The organism is Stenotrophomonas sp. 89682_Sma, assembly GCF_056481405.1.
Map to the genome: position 1 here is coordinate 716,868 of NZ_CM151147.1, position 17,119 is coordinate 733,986.

A 17,119-nucleotide genomic window follows, 5' to 3' on the forward strand; every position below is an offset into this window, starting at 1 on the left:
GCCGGCGAGGGGGGAATGGTCGTCAGTCGACTGGGGTACACCGCGCGGAGAAGCAGATGGCAGGATCGAAGTCTTGACTGTATCTGAACGAAGGCCCCATCTGTCGTGATTGTCCATTGAGTGACTGTGCAGCCGGTGGCGATGCTGCCGGATCGCTCGCTACTGACCACGCGCATGTCCCCTCCCGAACGTTCCCACAACGCCGCCATCGATGGCCTGCGTGCACTGGCGGTGCTGGCCGTCGTGGTCTTCCACACCAATGCGGCGTGGTTGCCCGGCGGTTTCACCGGCGTGGATCTGTTCTTCGTGGTGTCCGGCTTCGTGATCAGCCAGTCGCTGGCCTCGCGCGCCAATGCGTCGCTGGGCGCAATGCTGCTTGATTTCTACCGGCGCCGCGTGCTGCGCTTGTTGCCGGCGCTGCTGGTGATGCTGATGGCGACCTTTGTGCTGTCGGCGCTGTTCATTCCCCGCGCGTGGCGCAACGAGCAGTTCGACCAGACCGGCTGGGCCGCGCTGATCGGCTTCAGCAACATCGTGCTGGCGGGTCAGCAGGACGATTACTTCTCACCCGGCGTGGAACTGAACCCTTTCCTGCACACCTGGACGCTGGGCGTGGAGGAGCAGTTCTACCTGGTCTTCCCGCTGCTGTTCTTCGTGTGGTTGCGTGGGCGTGAGCGCTGGCCATGGTCGCGTTGGCTCTTGCCGGTGTTGACCCTGCTGTCGCTGGCGTGGGCAGGCTGGCAGGCGCAAACGGCACCGGCGGCGGCGTTCTATCTGCTGCCCGCACGGTTCTGGGAGTTGGCCGCGGGCGCGCTGCTGTACCAGTGGATGCGCACGCGCACGCCGGGCCAGAACGGGGATGCGGTTGCCGTGGCCGGTCTGGCGCTGCTGGGTGCAGGCGTGGTGATTGCACCGCAGCTGGCGATGCCGGTTCCGGGCGTGCTGGCTACCGTGGCTGGCACGTTGATGCTGCTGGCGAGTGTGTCGGCGCCGGGTACATCGCGCATCGGCCGCGCATTGGGGTGCGCGCCGCTGGCGTATCTGGGCAGGCTGTCCTATTCGCTGTACCTGTGGCATTGGCCGCTGCTGGTGCTGCTGCGCTGGACCTGCGGCCTGCACGGTGCTGCGCTGTGGCTGTATCCGGTACTGCTGCTGGCGGTGTCGGCCGCGTCCTACCACTTCATCGAGCGCCCGCTGCGCAGTGCGGCGCCGCTGCTGCGGCTGGCACCGGCCAAGGTGCTGGCGATGGGGCTGCCAGTGGTCGCGCTATGCGGCGCAGGCGCGTGGGCTACGGTGGAATACCACGAGCAGATCTCGCTCAGCGTTACCCGCGATGGCTACGCATGGCAGGCGCGTCGCTATCCCGCATGGCGGTCGCTGGAGCCGGTGAGCGCGCCGGCGCTCGAAGGGCGGCGCCTGTTCGTGGTGGGGGATTCGCATGCGGCGGCCTACCGCACCATGACCAGCATGGTCGCGCGCCAGACCGGCATGGAGATGCGCCAGGATGACCGCGGTGGTTGCAGCTTCGTCAATCTACTGCGGGCCAGCCCGGCCGACTGTCGGGACTTCATTGAAAACGCATTGTCGAATATCGAGCGTGAGGCGCGTCCGGGTGACATCGTGCTGCTGGCAGCATTGCGCATGCCGGAGCTGCGTGGGTTCGATTGGCAGCGCCAGGATGCACAACAGATCTATCAACAGCTGTTGGACGAGCGCACCCCGGCCCATGCACAGGCCGCGCGTGACGAGGCTGATCGTGTTCTTGGGCGTTTGCAGAAGCTGGCCGTGCACGTGGTTGTGGATGCACCGCTGCCGTTGTTCAAGGCCGGGGCCTACCGTTGTTCGGATTGGTTCAACCGCCGCAATCCTGCCTGTGCCGGTGGCCTGAGCATGCCGCGTGCCGATCTGGAAAGGCTGCGCGCGCCGCAGATGGCGTTGCTGGCCGAGCTGGCGGCGCGCTATCCATGGCTCACGGTGTGGGACCCGCTACCGTTGCTGTGCGGGCCGCAGACCTGCTCGGCGGTGGAAGAGGGTGAACCGCTGTTCTTCGACAATGATCACCTGAGTGGGCATGGCAACCGCGTGCTGCTGCCCAGCTTCCGGCAGACGCTGATCGATAGTGCAAGCGACAAGTCCTTGTAGAGCCGAGCCCACGCTCGGCTTGCCACGCGCAGCGCGGGCTTGATCGGGACCGGGTCGACGAGCAGCCGAGCATGGGCTCGGCCCTAAAGGAGTGCACGCGGCCTATGCCAGCGGCAGCACCTTGCCTGGATTGAGGATGCCGTCCGGGTCCAGCGCGGCCTTGATCGCGCGCATCGTCGCCAGCGTGGCCGGGCTGAACGCCTGGGCCATGAAATCGCGCTTGGCCAACCCAATGCCATGCTCGCCGGACAGCGTGCCGCCCAGTGACAGCGTCAGTTCGAAGATCTTCGGCAGTGCGGCATGCGCGCGTGCGTTCTCGTCGGCGTCGTCCGGGTGGTAAAGAATGTTGACGTGCAGGTTGCCGTTGCCAGCGTGACCGAAGGTGACGATGGTCAGCGTGTAGTCGCGCGCCAATGCCTGTACACCGGCCACCAGTTCCGGAATGCGCGACACTGGCACCACCACGTCTTCATTGATCTTGCCGGGCGCGACCGTCCGCAGTGCCGGCGACAGCGCCTTGCGCGCCGCCCACAGCTGGTCGCGCGCGCGGCCTTCCATCGCCACGTCCAGCTCGATCATGCCGTCGCCTTCGGCGGCGCTGGCCAATGCCTGCAACAGATAGGGCAGGGTGTCGTGGTCACCATCGGCCTCGACCAGCAGCATCGCACCGGCCTCCGGAACATCGGCGCCATTGAGCCGCAGCAGCTCCAGGCTGCGTGCGTCCATGAATTCCAGGCGGGTGGGTACCACCGGCTGCGACATCAACCGCGACACGGCGGCTGCGGCGGCATCCGCATCGCGGTACAACACGCGCAGCCCGGCCTGGCTGACCGGCAGCGGAGTGAGCTTGAGGGTGGCTTCCACGATCAGCGCCAGCGTGCCTTCGCTGCCCACCAGCAGGTGGGTGAGGTCGTAGCCGGTGGAATCCTTGGTGTAGGCACCACCGCAGCGGATCACCTCGCCGGTGCCGGTGACGGCGACCAGACCGAGTACGTTGTCGCGGCTGGTGCCGTACTTCACCGCGCGCGGGCCACCGGCGTTGCAGGCCAGGTTGCCACCCACGCTGCAGATCTCCGCGCTGGATGGGTCCGGCGCCCAGAACAGGCCATGTGGCGCCAGCGCCTGCTGCAGCGTTCCATTGAGCACGCCGGGCTGCACCACGGCGCAGCGATCACCGGCACGGATCTCCACGATGCGGTCCATGCGGGTGAACGACAACACGATGCTGCCCGGCAACGGCACGGCTGCACCGGTGGTGCCGGTGCCGGCGCCGCGCGCGACCAGCGCTACGCCATGCACGCGACAGGCACGCACCAGTGCCTGCACCTGTTCGACGCTGGCGGGCAGCGCGACGGCAGCGGGGCGCTGGTGGCGCCACGAGTTGTCCTGCGCGTTCGCCTCCAGCGCGTTGTCATCCATGCGCCAGCCTTCCGCTCCCAGCAGGGCAGACAGTTCGGCAATCAATGTGGCGGGCAGGGCAGTACTCATGACAGATCTCGTGGGGCAGCAGGAGCGGGTTGGATCAGTTTCCAGGCAACAACGGCGCCGGCCAGCGGCAGCCAGACCCAGCGCAGTTCAGAGAGCAGGGTGGCGATGCCGCGCGCGCTGAAGAACTGCGGGGCAAACGGTGAAACGCGGATCGGCCGCCACGGGGCGAAGAAGCGCTGTTCGCTCCACGGCCAGGCCAGGGCAACGCCAAGGCCGCCGGAGGTCATGGCGTCGAGCAGGGGATGGCTGGCCGCGCAGATGAAGACGAACACGGTGGCTTGCATGGTCGATGCCACCGTTGGCCGCGCCTTGGGAGGTGCCAACCTGGGTTGGCACAATGCAGACCACAACGCCGCCAATGCGGCCAACACGCCGGCAAACAGCAGCGAATGGCTGGCGCCGCGATGGCCGAACGCATCGGCGTAGGGAATGTGCAGCGCGAAGGCCAGTACATCGGCATCGGGCAGCATCGCTGCAATCACGCCGGCCGCCAGCAGGCGCGGCGGGATGCGGCCGCGATCAGCGGCGCACCACAGCGCCAGCGGCACAGCAGCATGGGTGATGATCGAAGGCATCAGTCACGCACCGTGGTCGTGCCGGCCTGGCTGCGCTCTGGCAGGTGCCAACCTTGGTTGGCACAGAAGCGCCGACCAAGGTCGGCCTCTACCAGAGCGGACGGTACCCATCAGCAGTCATCCAGCCGGAATGCATCACGCAGCCACCGCAGCTGCGGCGGCTCGCCGGTGGCGTCGACCACATCAAAACGGCAGGGTGCATTGGCCAGCGCCGGGTTGTCCTGCAGGTACAGCTGCGCGGCGTGCGCCAGGCGTCGGCACTTGCGCACATCCACCGAAGCGGCACCGCCACCGAAATCCGATCGCGCGCGATAGCGCACTTCCACGAACACCACGGTGCCGGCATCGTCCATCACAAGGTCCAGTTCACCGCCGCGATAGCGCACGTTGCGCGCACGCGGCTGCAGTCCCGCCTGTTGCAGATGCTGCTCGGCGGCGGCTTCCACCGCCGAGCCCCGTTGGCTGCGCTCAGCGACCACCGACGATCGGCATCGGCCGGCCGCCATTGAAGGTGGACCAGGCCGGCTGGCGCAGGATGTTGCCGTTGCTGTCCAGGAACAGGGTGCCGGTGGCACCGTCCAGGCCACCTTCGTTGGACAGCTTGTCCAGGTAGGCGGTGATCTTCCAGGCATCGGCGCCGAAGGCGAACAGGCGGCCGGCCGCACCGCGTGCGCTGGGCAGGGTGCTGGCGACCTGGCTGGCCGACGGCAGGCCCGACACGCTGCGCACGTTCCAGGCTTCGTTCGGGTAGACGATGCCGTCCAGCGCCACGTCTTCTTCCACCTTGCCGCTGCCGACGGTCAGCTGCGAGGTGCCGACGCGGGTGGCGCCACCGGCACCGGCCAGCGCCAGCTGCGGCGCCAGCAGGCGAGCCTGCGGGGCGCGCACGGCGAGGAACACGGCATCGACCTGGCCGGCATTGCGCACCTGCGCACCGACATCGCCAACCGCATCGCTGACGCCGACCGTGGCCACCACCTGGCCGCCGCGCTGGGCGAAGCGCTGGGCGAAGGCGGCGGCGGCACGGCGGCCGGTATCGTCGGCGCTGTTGATCACCAGCGCCTTGCCGCGCTCGCGGCCACGCAGGTATTCGGCGGCGACGATGCCGTCGTCTTCCGGTGCCAGCGAGAAACCGGCGCTGCCGGCCGGCGGCGCATCCTTGCCACGGTTCAGTGCCAGCACCGGCACCTGCAGCTGCTGGCGGCCGTACACCGCGTCCACTTCGTCGCGGCCCAGCGGGCCGACCACGAAGTCGGCGCCGGAGGCGACGGCCTTGTCATACGCGGCCAGCGCACCGGCCGGGGTACCGGCGGTGTCGATGAAGTTGATGTCCGGGCGGCGGCGGGTCTCGCCGTAGTAGGCGGCGAGCAGGCCATCGCGCACCGGCTGTGCGGCGGTGGCCAGGCGGCCACTGAGCGGCAGCAGCACGGCCAGCTTGGCCGGCGGGCGGTAACCGTCGCTCATCGCCGGCGGGCGCTTGCTGGTATCGAACTGGGTGGCGCCATCACGGTCGAACGGGCGCGGCAGCGGCAGGCCGCGTGCGATCAGCGCACGGCCAGCGAAGTTGTACAACGGGTCATTGGCCGGCAGGGCGGCGGCACGGCTGCGCAGGGTAGCGTCGTCGAGCGTGCCGAGCAGGCCGGCAATGGCGGCCTGGTTCTCGCTGCGGGCGCTGCCGGTCAGGCTGGCGTGCGCGCGGGCGCGCTCGGCGGCGGCGCCGAAGCTGTCGCCGGTGCCCTGCAGGGCATTCGCGCGTGCCACATGCCAGCGCGTGCGCAGCGCCGGAAGTACGTTGTCGCCGCTGTCCTTCAGCAGTGCCAGCGCCTGCGCCGGCTGCTTGTCGGCCAGTGCCAGCTCGGCGCCGGTCAGCTGGTAGCGCTGCAGGCTGGCGCCGGTCAGCTGGCGGGCGGTGAGCTGGCCCAGCAGGCTGCGCGCGCGGGCGCTGTCGCCGGCCAGGTTCCAGGCCCAGGCCGCATCGGCCAGGGCATTGGCGCGGGCACCGCCACGCAGGGTGGCGGCCAGGCCTTCCAGCTGCAGTGCGGCGTCGCGCGGCTTGCCCTGTTCGATCAGCGCCAGCGCCTGGCTCTGGGCCGGCGATTCGGGCGCGCTGGTCAGGCTGGTGGTGGCACAGCCGGCCAGCAGCATCAGCGACAACGACAGGGCGGAGATCCGTGCGGCGGGCTTGTTCATGATCGGGTCCATGCGATGAGGGCAGCGGCCTTGGCCGGGTACACGCTACGATTCTACCCTTGCCCCGTGAGTACCGCTGAAATGAGTGTCCCAACCCTGTACGTCGTCGCCACCCCGATCGGCAACCTGGCCGATCTGAGCCCGCGCGCGCAGGAGGTACTGCGCTCGGTGGCGGCCATCTGTGCCGAGGACACCCGCCGCAGCGGCCAGCTGCTGTCCCATTTCGGCATCCAGCAGCCGCTGGTGGCCCTGCATGAACACAATGAAGAGGCCCTGTCGCAACGCCTGGTCTCGCGCCTGCAGGCGGGCGAATCGCTGGCGCTGGTCAGCGATGCGGGCACCCCGCTGGTCAGCGACCCTGGCTTCCGCCTGGTGCGTGCTGCCCGTGCGGCCGGCATCAAGGTCAGCCCGATTCCCGGTGCCTGCGCCGCCATTGCCGCGCTGAGCGTGGCGGGCCTGCCCAGCGACCGCTTCAGTTTCGAGGGCTTCCTGCCGGCCAAGGCCAGTGGCCGTCGCGACCGTCTGCAGGCGCTGGCCGGCGAAGTGCGCACGATGGTGTTCTACGAATCCTCGCACCGCATCGCCGAATCGCTGGCCGACATGGCGGCGATCTTCGGCGGCGAGCGCCCGGCAGTGCTGGCACGCGAGCTGACCAAGCTGTTCGAGACCGTGCTCGATGGTGATCTGGCGGGACTGCTGGCCAAGGTGGAAGCCGACGACAACCAGCGCAAGGGCGAGTTCGTGGTGATGGTGCAGGGCGCCGGCGATGATGAGGAAGCGCAACTGGCGCATGGCCGCCGGGTGTACGCCAAGCTGAGCGAGCATCTGCCGCCGTCGACTGCAGCGAAGCTGGCGGCCGAGCTGACCGGTGCGCCGCGCAAGGCGTTGTACGGCAGTTGATGGATCGTGCGGACCAAGGTCCGCACCCACCAGATCGGAATCTGCACCCACCAGGGCAGCGACATCGGTAGATCCACGCCATGCGTGGATGGATGAACCGCACGTCGCGATCAACGCGGCAGGAACCACCCACGTGCGCTAGAATGCGCGCTGGCGGAGCCGGCCAGACAGTCGCGTCATCCCTTCGGGGGTGCCGAGGAAAGTCCGGGCTCCATAGGGCAAGGTGCCAGGTAACGCCTGGGCGGCGCAAGCCGACGGAAAGTGCAACAGAAAGATACCGCCTACGTCTTCTTCGGAAGGCCGGTAAGGGTGAAATGGTGCGGTAAGAGCGCACCGCGAGTCTGGCAACAGACCGGCACGGCAAACCCCACCTGGAGCAAGACCAAATAGGGATCCTTTGGCGCGGCCCGCGTTGGATCCGGGTAGGTTGCTTGAGCGTTGCGGTGACGTAACGCCTAGAGGAATGACTGTCCACGACAGAACCCGGCTTATCGGCCGGCTCCGCCTCTTTCTTCCATCCACGCATGGCGTGGATCTACTGATGCCGATGTGTGGCGTGGATTTGCCGACGTCCATGTGTGGCGTCGGTGCGCCAGCGTTACGGGGTCGGATCCCTTTCCTGCGGAAAGGGATCCGACCCCTTTTCCGATCAGCGGTACTGCCCGGCGGAAATGAACTGCTCGAACCGTTCGCACCACACCACGACGGTGGTGTAGTCGTCCACGTTGATGCTTTCGGGCACGTCCACCAGGAAGCGGTTGAAGGTCTTTACCTCGCCGATGCGCTGGGCCTGCGCCTTGGTCTTCAGGAAATCGGCCTTGTTGTCGACGAAGTCGCGGACCAGGTAGACCTTGTAGTCCGGCCCCGGGCCCATCTTGCCGTCGAAGGCGACCTGGCGCGGGCTGACGCTGACCTTGCCTTCGGCCCAGTGCACCGCGTCGCTGCCCTTGAGGTGGCGACGGAAGGTGGTGTGGTAGCGGGCTTCGGCCATGGCGGCCTGCACCTGTGTGACCGGCGGGTCGTCGGGGGCGATCAGGATCGGCAGCAGGTAGATGCCCAGGCCGAAGCCCAGGCCGAGGGCGAGCAGATGGGTTGAGGCAAGTACAAGAACACGGCGCATCGATGACTCCCTGTGGATCGGTGGGGCGCGCGGCCGGACCGCGCCGGGTCATCGTGTGGCGTGTGTGCAGACATTTATAGACACAGAAAACAGGTACAGGGTCAGAAATCGACCTGGCTCTGGCCAAGTGCGACGCCCTGTGGGCCGAAGCGGCGCTCGTGGATCTGGCCGTGGCCATGGGCGTCGATCAGCAGCACGGTGCTGGCGCGGGTGCCGTAGTCGTCGCCACGGATGAAGGCCGGGCTCAGCCAGCGCTCGCGCTCCAGGCCAATGCCGGTGTCGGGCAGGTCGCTGTCGGCCGGGCGGTGTTCGTCGGCGAGGGCGTTCCAGAGCGGGGTCAGATCCCTTTCCCCTTGGGAAGGGGATCTGACCCCGTCTTCCTGCAGCCACGCGGAAAGCGCAGCCATCAGCCGCCGGGTCTTCGGCCACGGCGCGTCCAGCGCGCCGTTGGACATGCCGTGCACGCCGGGGCCCAGGCTCTGGCGTTCGGCCGGGTGGTTGCCCAGGTACTCCAGGCCGTCGCCATCGGCCAACAGCAGGTTGAAGGGCGCATATGCGCCCGCCACGGTGGCCAGCCGGTCGATATGCACGGCAGCCGGGTCGCGGCCGCGCAGGAAGTCGGCCACCAGTGCACCGCGGGACGGGCCGGTCTGTGCGGCCAGCGGATCACGGACATTGGTGACCACGGCCATGCGGCCGCCGGCACCGACCCCGGCCCAGCCACCGCCGGAGCGCAGGTCGCGCCCCCCGATGACGGAGGTCTCATCTTGCCAGGGGGCCAGCGCCGCGGTCGGGCGGGCGTGGAACTCATCACGGTTGCCGGTCATCACCAGCCGCCAGCGCGGGTGGTGCATCCAGCCAAGAGCGAGCAGGCACATGGCCTCATTGTGCATCGTTTGCGCAGTCCGGCGGCGTTTCCGGCCGGTTCCGGATGAATGCGCGGGCGATGTTTCACGCGCTGTCCACAGCCCTGAACTTCCGTTCAATCTCAAAAATTGAGACGGATCAGCAACTTGTGGATAAGCCTTGAACAATTCTCTAAAGGTTGTTGCAAGCCATTGATGCGGCTGGCGATTTCCCCGCTGAAAAGTTGTTGACAACCCTTCGGCCGCTGCTAAGGTGGGCATCAGAGGGAAATCCGGGTGTTTTGTGGGTTTTCGTGGTTCAATGTTTCACCGGGCGAAGGATAGGTGCACGCGTCGTGTTCCAGGGCGAGACGGCCATCACAGTTGACGATAAAGGGCGCATGGCGGTTCCCACCGCTTACCGCGACCTCGTCGCGCGCGCCAGCAACAACCGTCTCGTGCTGACCTACAACCCGTTCGAAGCCGGCTGCCTGTGGCTGTACGCAGAGTCGGAATGGGAGCGGGTCCGCGACGACGTCATGTCCAAGCCCAACACCCAGCGCGTCGTGCGCCTGTTGCAGCAGAAGCTGGTCGGCTCGGCCGCCCATCTGGAGCTGGACGGCAACGGTCGCATCAGCATCCCCGCCAGCCACCGCGGTGCGGTGGGCATTGAGAAGAAGGCGGTATTGCTCGGTATGGGCGACAAGTTCGAATTGTGGAGCGAGCAGGCGCATCGGGCCCTGATCCAGCAGACGTTGTCTGACGAGGATCTGGGTGATGGGTTGCTCGACCTGAAGTTGTGAGCCGGGGTGCCCGGATGCGCCCAGAAGCGCAGGCCGGTCACCTTCCGGTGTCGCAGTCGCCGGCGGTGCACCTGCCGGTCCTGTACACCCAGGTCATCGAAGGCCTGAGGGTGATCGAAAACGGACGTTATCTGGATGGCACGTTCGGTCGTGGCGGTCATGCACGTGGCGTGCTCACCCAGCTCGGTCCCGAGGGGCGCCTGCTGGTCATGGACAAGGATCCGGAAGCCATCGCCGTTGCCGAGCGCGATTTCGCGCCGGACCCGCGCGTGTCCATCTTCCGTGGCAGCTTCGCCCAGCTGCTGCAGTGGGATGCGACGGCCGAAGGCCTGGACGGCGTGCTGTTCGACCTGGGTGTGTCGTCGCCGCAGCTGGACGTGGCAGAGCGTGGCTTCAGCTTCGGCAAGGACGGCCCGCTGGACATGCGCATGGACCCGGACAGTGGTGAAAGCGCCGCGCAGTGGATCAACCGCGTGGAAGACCGCGAGATTGCCGACGTGCTGTGGACCTATGGCGAAGAACGCCAGAGCCGCCGCATCGCGCGTGCCATCGTGGCGCGCCGCGAGAAGCAGCCGTTCACCCGCACCGCCGAACTGGCCGAGCTGATCGCCTCGGTGATGCCGCGTGGCAAGGACAAGATCCACCCGGCCACGCGCAGCTTCCAGGCCATCCGCATCCACATCAACCGCGAGCTGGCCGATCTGGAAGCCGGCCTCGATGCGGCCGTGGAACGGCTCAAGCCCGGTGGCCGGCTGGCGGTGATCAGCTTCCATTCGCTGGAGGACCGCATCGTCAAGCAGTACATGAACCGCCTGGCCAAGGCGCCGCCGGCCAACCGCCGCCTGCCCGAGGCGGTCGCGTTCGTGCCGACGCTGGACCTGATCGGCGGTGCCATCAAGGCCACCGACGAGGAACTGGCCGCCAACCCGCGCGCCCGCAGCGCCGTGCTGCGCGTGGCCCAGAAGCGGGAGGCCGACGCATGAGCCGGCTGCTGCTGATCATCCTGTTGGCCTCGACCGTGGCCTCGGCGATCGGCGTCGTGTTCGTGCGTCACCGTCATCGGCAGACGTTCATCGAGCTGTCGCGCGCCGAACGCAAGCGCGATGACATCAACCTGGAATTCGGCCGCCTGCAGCTGGAACAGGCCACGCTGGCTGAAGCCAACCGTGTCGATCGCATCGCCCGCGAAAAGCTCGGCATGAAGTTCCCCGAAGCCGGGGACATCGTGGTGGTGCGGCCATGAGCAAGACCGGCCGCAACCGCCCGCGCAACGCCTTCAACCTGCGCCAGCGCCTGCGCTGGGTCGCGCTGGCGCTCGGCCTGTGCTCGGTGTCGCTGGTCGGTCGTGCCGCCTACGTGCAGATCATCAACAGCGACTTCTACCAGCGCCAGGGCGAGGCCCGCTACCTGCGCGAGCTGCCGATCAAGACCTCGCGCGGCATGATCACCGACCGCAACGGCGAGCCGCTGGCAGTGTCCACGCCGGTCGCCTCGATCTGGGTCAACCCGCAGGACCTGCTGCGCTCGCCCGAGCGCATCCCGGAGCTGGCCCAGGCGGTCGGCATGTCGGTGGACGAGCTGAGCAGCCGCCTGTCGCAGAAGTCGGACAAGGAATTCATGTACCTGCGCCGCCGGATCAATCCGGACGAGGCAGAAAAGGTGGTCGCGCTGAAGATTCCGGGCGTGGCCGCGCAGCGCGAGTTCCGCCGCTTCTACCCGCAGGGTGAGGCGATGGCGCACGTGCTGGGCTTCACCAACATCGACGACCGCGGCCAGGAAGGCCTGGAGCTGGCGTTCGACGAATGGCTGCGCGGCAAGGCCGGCGCCAAGCGGGTGATCCGCAACCGCAAGGGCGAGACCGTCGAAAGCGATCTGCTGCGCGCCGCCGAACCGGGTAAGGACCTGACCCTCAGCATCGACCGCCGCATCCAGTACCTGGCCTTCAAGGAACTGCGCAACGCGCTGGTGGCCAACAAGGCAGCTGGCGGTTCGATGGTGATCATGGACGTGACCACCGGCGAGATCCTGGCCATGGTCAACCTGCCGACCTACAACCCGAATTCGCTGACCGGCGCGCTGCCCGATGCGCGCCGCAACCGTGCAGTGACCGACCTGGTCGAGCCGGGTTCGACGATGAAGCCGTTGACCATCGCCACCGCGCTGCAGGCCGGCGCGGTGACCAAGGACACCATCATCGATACCAACCCGGGTTACATGCAGGTAGCCCGCTTCACCATCCGCGACGTGCCGCGCAACAACGGCGTGCTGAACGTGACCGGCGTGATCACCCGCAGTTCCAACATCGGCGCGGCCAAGGTTGCGGCAAAGATGCCGGACCAGGTGTTCTATGACGGCGTGCGCCGCTTCGGCTACGGCTCGGTGCCGCACAGCGGCTTCCCGGGTGAATCCGGTGGCGTGGTGCGGCGCCCGGCCAACTGGGACGGTGCCACCAAGACCACCATGTCCTACGGCTACGGCCTGAACGTGACGCCGCTGCAGATCGCCACCGCCTACTCGGCGCTGGCCAATGGCGGCAAGTTGATCGCGCCGACCTTCGTCAAGGGCCAGCGCAACGAAGCGCATCAGATCATCGACGAGAACGTCGCCAGGCAGGTGGTGGCGATGATGGAAACGGTGGTTACCCAGGGCGGCGCCAAGCAGGCAGCGGTGCTGGGTTACCGCGTGGCCGGCAAGACCGGTACCGCGCGCAAGACCGGCCCCGGCGGTTACGAGCGCGGCCATTACAACGCGCTGTTCGCCGGCGTGGTGCCGGCCACCAACCCGCGCTTCGCCACCGTCATCGTCATCAACGACCCGCAGGCCGGCAAGTTCTACGGCGGCCTGGTGTCGGCGCCGGTCTACCACAACGTGATGGAAGGCACCCTGCGCCTGATGGACGTGCCGCTGGACGACCTGCAGTCGTGGCTGGCCGCACAACAGTCCGGCAAGGTCGGCCACTCGGCCTCGATCCTGCCCGCGCCGCCGGCCGAGGCCGCGCTGCCGGCCGATGCCGCCGCTGAATTCGATGCTGCGCTGCCCAGCGCGCATGCCCAGACGCCGCCCGCTACGGGAGGCACGCAATGAGTCCTTCGATGTTGCTTTCGCAGTTGCTTCCGGACGTGGCCCTGGCGGGCCATGATCCCGTTCTGACCGGCCTGGTGCTGGACAGCCGCGCCGTGCGCCCCGGCAATGCCTTCGTCGCCATCGCCGGTTTCGGTGCGCATGGCCTGGGCTTTGTCGAGCAGGCCCGTGCGGCCGGTGCTGGCGTCATCCTGTTCGAACCGCCGGCGCCTGCCGAGCTGCCGGCCCCGGCCGATGCGATTGCGGTGCCGGGCCTGCGCGCGCGCATGGGCGCGATGGCCGACCAGTTCCATGGCGCACCGTCGCGGGCGATGGCGATGGTTGGCGTGACCGGCACCAACGGCAAGACCTCCACCGTGCAGCTGCTGGCCCAGGCCTGGCACCTGCTCGGTACGCCCAGTGGCAGTATCGGCACGCTGGGCGCCGGACTTTATGGTGCGGTTGAACCGACGGGCTTCACCACGCCGCTGGTGCTGCAGATGCATGCGCTGCTGGCGCAGCTGCGCGACGCTGGTGCGCGCGCGGTGGCGATGGAAGTCAGCTCGCACGCGCTGGACCAGGGCCGCGTGGATGCCGTGCACTACGACGTGGCGGTGTTCACCAACCTCACCCGCGACCATCTGGATTACCACGGCGACATGGCCAGCTACGGCGCGGCCAAGGCGCGGCTGTTCCATCGCCCGGGCCTGAAGGCGGCGGTGATCAACCTGGACGACGCCTTCGGTCGCCAGCTGTTCGCCGGCCTGCCGGCGGGCGTGCAGCCGATCGGCCTGAGCTCGCGCGGTGCCACCGATGCCAGCGTGCGCGCCGAAGCGCTGCAGCTGGATGGCCGTGGCATCGCCTTCGAACTGGTCATCGACGGCCAGCGCGCTGCGGTGCAGTCGCCGCTGCTGGGCCGTTTCAACGTGGACAACCTGCTGGCGGTGACCGGTACCCTGCATGCGCAGGGCCAGCCGCTGCCGCGCATCGCCGAGGTGCTGTCGGCGCTGCAGCCGATCCGTGGCCGCATGAACCGCCTCGGCGGCGAAGACGGCCTGCCGACCGTGGTGGTCGATTACGCACATACCCCGGACGCGCTGGAACAGGCGCTGGACAGCCTGCACGGCCATCTGCAGGGCACGCTGTTCTGCGTGTTCGGCTGCGGTGGCGAGCGTGATACCGGCAAGCGTCCGCAGATGGCCGCGATCGCCGAGCGCCTGGCCAACCAGGTCATCGTCACCGACGACAACCCGCGTGGCGAGGACGGCGACGTGATCGTGGCCGACATCCTGGCCGGCTTCCAGAACGCCGATGCCGTGACCGTGCAGCGCAGCCGCGCGCGTGCGATCGGCCTGGCGGTGAAGCGTGCCGGTGCCGGCGACATCATCCTGATCGCCGGCAAGGGCCACGAGCCGTACCAGGAAGTGAACGGCGTGCGCCATGACTTCGACGACACCGAAGTGGCGGCAGCTGCCCTGGCGGCCAAGGCCGGTGTTCTAGCCGCACAGGCCGGGGAGGGCGCCGCATGAAGCGCACCCTGCTTTCGCTGATCGCACATTGGGCTGGCGGCGAGATCCACGGCGACGACGTGGCGATCGATGCGGTCAGCCATGACACCCGCAACCTTGGCCCGGGCAGCCTGTACGTGGCGCTGCGTGGCGAACGTTTCGATGGCCATGATTTCGCTGCCGACGCGCTGGCGCGTGGTGCCAGCGCGTTGCTGGTCGAGCGCCTGCTGCCGATCGAACTGCCGCAGGTGCTGGTGGCCGACAGCGAGCTGGCGCTGGCGAAGATCGCCACCGGCATGCAGCGTGACCGCGGCACCGAGGTGTTCGCGATCACCGGCAGCAACGGCAAGACCAGCGTGAAGAGCCTGCTGCTGTCGATCCTGCAGCAGGTGGCACAGCACGCGCACAAGGTGGTCTACGCCAACCCGGGCAACCGCAACAACGAGATCGGCCTGCCGCTGGCGGTGATCGATGCGCCGGAAGATGCCGACTTCGCCGTCTACGAGATGGGCGCCGGCAAGCCGGGCGACATCGCCTACCTGACCGACATCGCCCGCCCGCGCTATGCGCTGGTCAACAACATCGCCCCGGCACACCTGGAACGCATGGGCAGCCTGCTCGGCGTGGCGGTGACCAAGGGCGCGATCTATGCCGCACTGCCGGCCGATGGCGTGGCGGTGATCAACGCCGACGATGCCTACGGCCGCTGGTTCGAACAGCATTTCGTCGGCACCCCGCCGCGTTGCCGCGTGCTGCGCTACGGCCTGGAACATACCGCCGACGTGACCGCGCGCGACATCCGCGCCGGTGCGCAGGGCAGCCAGTTCACCCTGGTTTCGCCAGCCGGCGAAGCACGCGTAGTGCTCGGCCTGCCGGGTCGCCACAACGTCAGCAATGCACTGGCCGCCGCCAGCCTGGCGCTGGCCGCGGGCGTCGACCTGGCGCTGATCGCTGCCGGCCTGGCCGAAGCGCAGCCGGTGCCGGGCCGCCAGATCGCCCATCAGCTGCGCAACGGCGCGGTGCTGGTGGATGACAGCTACAACGCCAATCCCGGCTCGCTGGCTGCGGCCATCGATGCCCTGGCCGCCGCCCCGGAAGAGGGCTGGCTGGTGCTGGGCGACATGCGCGAACTGGGCCCGGACGCCGAGGCGCTGCATGCGCAGGCTGGTATCCGCGCACGCGCTGCTGGCCTGAAGCGGCTGTATGCGCTGGGTCCGCTCAGTGCCGCCGCTGCGGCCGCCTTCGGTGAAGGCGGTCGCCATTTCGCTACCCATGGTGCGCTGTCACAGGCGCTGCAGGATGAGTTGCACGCTGGTGTGCGCTGCCTGGTCAAGGGTTCCCGTGGCAGTGCCATGGACCTGATCGTCAAAGCGCTGCTGGCGCAAGGAGAGGAATCCCCGCATGTTGTATGAACTGGCTCGATGGTTGCAGCAGTTGGAGAGCCTGTTCGGGCTGTTCAACTACCAGACGTTCCGCGCCATCCTTGCCGCGTTGACGGCGCTGTTCCTGTCGCTGTGGCTCGGCCCGGCGATGATCCGCAAGCTTGCCCAGTTCAAGGGCGGCCAGCCGATCCGCAAGGACGGTCCGCAGACCCATTTCTCCAAGGCCGGTACGCCGACCATGGGCGGTTCGCTGATCCTGCTCACCATCACCCTGTCGGTGCTGATGTGGGCTGACCTGCGCAACCGCTACGTGTGGCTGGTGCTGGCCGTGATGCTGTGCTTCGGCGCCATCGGCTGGTATGACGACTGGATCAAGATCGTCCGCCGTGACCCGAACGGCCTGAAGTCGCGCTGGAAGTACCTGCTGCAGTCGATCTTCGGCCTGGCTGCGGGCCTGTTCCTGTTCTACACGGCCGACGTGCCGGCGGCGCTGACCTTCTACATCCCGATGTTCAAGTCGATCGCGCTGCCGCTGGCCGGCATCGGCTTCGTGGCCATCGCCTACTTCTGGATCGTCGGTTTCTCCAATGCGGTGAACCTGACCGACGGCCTGGACGGCCTGGCGATCATGCCGACCGTGCTGGTGGCCTGCGCGCTGGGCGTGTTCGCCTATGCCTCGGGCAACGTGGTGTTCGCCAACTACCTGCAGATCCCGCAGATTCCGGGGGCCGGCGAGCTGGTCATCATCTGCGCGGCCATTGCCGGCGCCGGCCTCGGCTTCCTGTGGTTCAACACCTATCCGGCCATGGTGTTCATGGGCGACATCGGCGCGCTGGCGCTGGGTGCGGTGCTGGGCACGATCGCGGTGATCACCCGCCAGGAACTGGTGCTGGTGATCATGGGCGGCGTGTTCGTCATCGAAACGCTGTCGGTGATGATCCAGGTCGCTTCGTTCAAGCTGACCGGCAAGCGCGTGTTCCGCATGGCGCCGATCCACCACCACTTTGAACTGAAGGGCTGGCCGGAGCCGCGCGTGATCGTGCGCTTCTGGATCATCTCCGTCGTGCTCGTGCTGATCGGCCTGGCCACGTTGAAGGTGCGCTGAG

15 protein-coding genes and 1 other RNA gene are annotated in these 17,119 nt (G+C 67.9%); 10 read left to right on the forward strand and 6 right to left on the reverse strand.

Going from position 1 to position 17,119, the window contains the following annotated elements; all coding sequences use genetic code 11:
• The first annotated feature begins 141 nt into the window (after nucleotides 1-141).
• Nucleotides 142-2,142, forward strand: a complete 2,001-nt coding sequence (locus ACZK29_RS03200) for an acyltransferase family protein (protein ID WP_459047951.1) — start codon at nucleotides 142-144, stop codon at nucleotides 2,140-2,142.
• Nucleotides 2,143-2,244: 102 nt separating this feature from the next.
• Here ACZK29_RS03200 and ACZK29_RS03205 read toward each other — a convergent pair whose 3' ends face one another.
• From ACZK29_RS03205 to ACZK29_RS03220, 4 genes are all read right to left on the reverse strand, one after another.
• Entirely contained in the window at nucleotides 2,245-3,630 is a 1,386-nt protein-coding gene (locus ACZK29_RS03205; protein ID WP_111205189.1) for an FAD-binding oxidoreductase, read from the reverse strand.
• Nucleotides 3,627-4,205 (reverse strand): metal-dependent hydrolase, encoded by a 579-nt coding sequence (locus tag ACZK29_RS03210; RefSeq protein WP_478446665.1) that lies wholly within the window; start codon nucleotides 4,203-4,205, stop codon nucleotides 3,627-3,629. The genes ACZK29_RS03205 and ACZK29_RS03210 overlap by 4 nt, the downstream gene beginning before the upstream one ends.
• A gap of 110 nt (nucleotides 4,206-4,315) precedes the next feature.
• Nucleotides 4,316-4,684: a YraN family protein gene (locus ACZK29_RS03215; RefSeq protein ID WP_024957270.1), complete on the reverse strand. Its 369-nt coding sequence runs from the start codon at nucleotides 4,682-4,684 to the stop codon at nucleotides 4,316-4,318.
• Complete coding sequence (locus ACZK29_RS03220) at nucleotides 4,674-6,395, reverse strand: penicillin-binding protein activator (RefSeq protein ID WP_478446666.1); 1,722 nt, start codon at nucleotides 6,393-6,395, stop codon at nucleotides 4,674-4,676. Before ACZK29_RS03220 ends, ACZK29_RS03215 begins: the two co-directional genes overlap by 11 nt.
• A gap of 81 nt (nucleotides 6,396-6,476) precedes the next feature.
• On the opposite strand from ACZK29_RS03220, the gene rsmI reads away from it, so the two are divergent.
• On the forward strand, nucleotides 6,477-7,295 hold the full coding sequence (rsmI, locus tag ACZK29_RS03225; RefSeq protein ID WP_049451410.1) for a 16S rRNA (cytidine(1402)-2'-O)-methyltransferase: 819 nt from the start codon (nucleotides 6,477-6,479) through the stop codon (nucleotides 7,293-7,295).
• Nucleotides 7,296-7,450: 155 nt separating this feature from the next.
• An RNA gene (rnpB, locus tag ACZK29_RS03230) (RNase P RNA component class A) lies at nucleotides 7,451-7,802 on the forward strand.
• 142 nt (nucleotides 7,803-7,944) lie between these two features.
• Here rnpB and ACZK29_RS03235 read toward each other — a convergent pair.
• Together ACZK29_RS03235 and ACZK29_RS03240 are read right to left on the reverse strand one after the other, a co-directional pair.
• Complete coding sequence (locus ACZK29_RS03235; protein WP_478446667.1) at nucleotides 7,945-8,415, reverse strand: DM13 domain-containing protein; 471 nt, start codon at nucleotides 8,413-8,415, stop codon at nucleotides 7,945-7,947.
• 101 nt (nucleotides 8,416-8,516) lie between these two features.
• On the reverse strand, nucleotides 8,517-9,293 hold the full coding sequence (locus ACZK29_RS03240) for an NRDE family protein (protein WP_478447064.1): 777 nt from the start codon (nucleotides 9,291-9,293) through the stop codon (nucleotides 8,517-8,519).
• A gap of 368 nt (nucleotides 9,294-9,661) precedes the next feature.
• On the opposite strand from ACZK29_RS03240, the gene ACZK29_RS03245 reads away from it, so the two are divergent.
• The 7 genes from ACZK29_RS03245 to mraY are packed head-to-tail and all read left to right on the forward strand — an operon-like array spanning nucleotide 9,662 to nucleotide 17,118.
• Nucleotides 9,662-10,063 (forward strand): division/cell wall cluster transcriptional repressor MraZ, encoded by a 402-nt coding sequence (locus ACZK29_RS03245; protein WP_008266948.1) that lies wholly within the window; start codon nucleotides 9,662-9,664, stop codon nucleotides 10,061-10,063.
• Nucleotides 10,064-10,077: 14 nt separating this feature from the next.
• Nucleotides 10,078-11,046: a 16S rRNA (cytosine(1402)-N(4))-methyltransferase RsmH gene (gene rsmH / locus ACZK29_RS03250; RefSeq protein ID WP_010481940.1), complete on the forward strand. Its 969-nt coding sequence runs from the start codon at nucleotides 10,078-10,080 to the stop codon at nucleotides 11,044-11,046.
• Complete coding sequence (gene ftsL / locus ACZK29_RS03255; RefSeq protein WP_005408074.1) at nucleotides 11,043-11,306, forward strand: cell division protein FtsL; 264 nt, start codon at nucleotides 11,043-11,045, stop codon at nucleotides 11,304-11,306. The genes rsmH and ftsL overlap by 4 nt, the downstream gene beginning before the upstream one ends.
• Nucleotides 11,303-13,147 carry a peptidoglycan D,D-transpeptidase FtsI family protein gene (locus ACZK29_RS03260; RefSeq protein ID WP_106549214.1) on the forward strand — a complete coding sequence of 615 codons (1,845 nt, stop codon included), beginning with the start codon at nucleotides 11,303-11,305 and terminating at the stop codon, nucleotides 13,145-13,147. The genes ftsL and ACZK29_RS03260 overlap by 4 nt, the downstream gene beginning before the upstream one ends.
• Nucleotides 13,144-14,652, forward strand: a complete 1,509-nt coding sequence (locus tag ACZK29_RS03265; RefSeq protein ID WP_478446668.1) for a UDP-N-acetylmuramoyl-L-alanyl-D-glutamate--2,6-diaminopimelate ligase — start codon at nucleotides 13,144-13,146, stop codon at nucleotides 14,650-14,652. Before ACZK29_RS03260 ends, ACZK29_RS03265 begins: the two co-directional genes overlap by 4 nt.
• Entirely contained in the window at nucleotides 14,649-16,043 is a 1,395-nt protein-coding gene (locus ACZK29_RS03270; RefSeq protein WP_106549216.1) for a UDP-N-acetylmuramoyl-tripeptide--D-alanyl-D-alanine ligase, read from the forward strand. Before ACZK29_RS03265 ends, ACZK29_RS03270 begins: the two co-directional genes overlap by 4 nt.
• Nucleotides 16,033-17,118: a phospho-N-acetylmuramoyl-pentapeptide-transferase gene (mraY, locus tag ACZK29_RS03275; RefSeq protein WP_010481929.1), complete on the forward strand. Its 1,086-nt coding sequence runs from the start codon at nucleotides 16,033-16,035 to the stop codon at nucleotides 17,116-17,118. The genes ACZK29_RS03270 and mraY overlap by 11 nt, the downstream gene beginning before the upstream one ends.
• Nucleotide 17,119 lies beyond the last annotated feature (1 nt).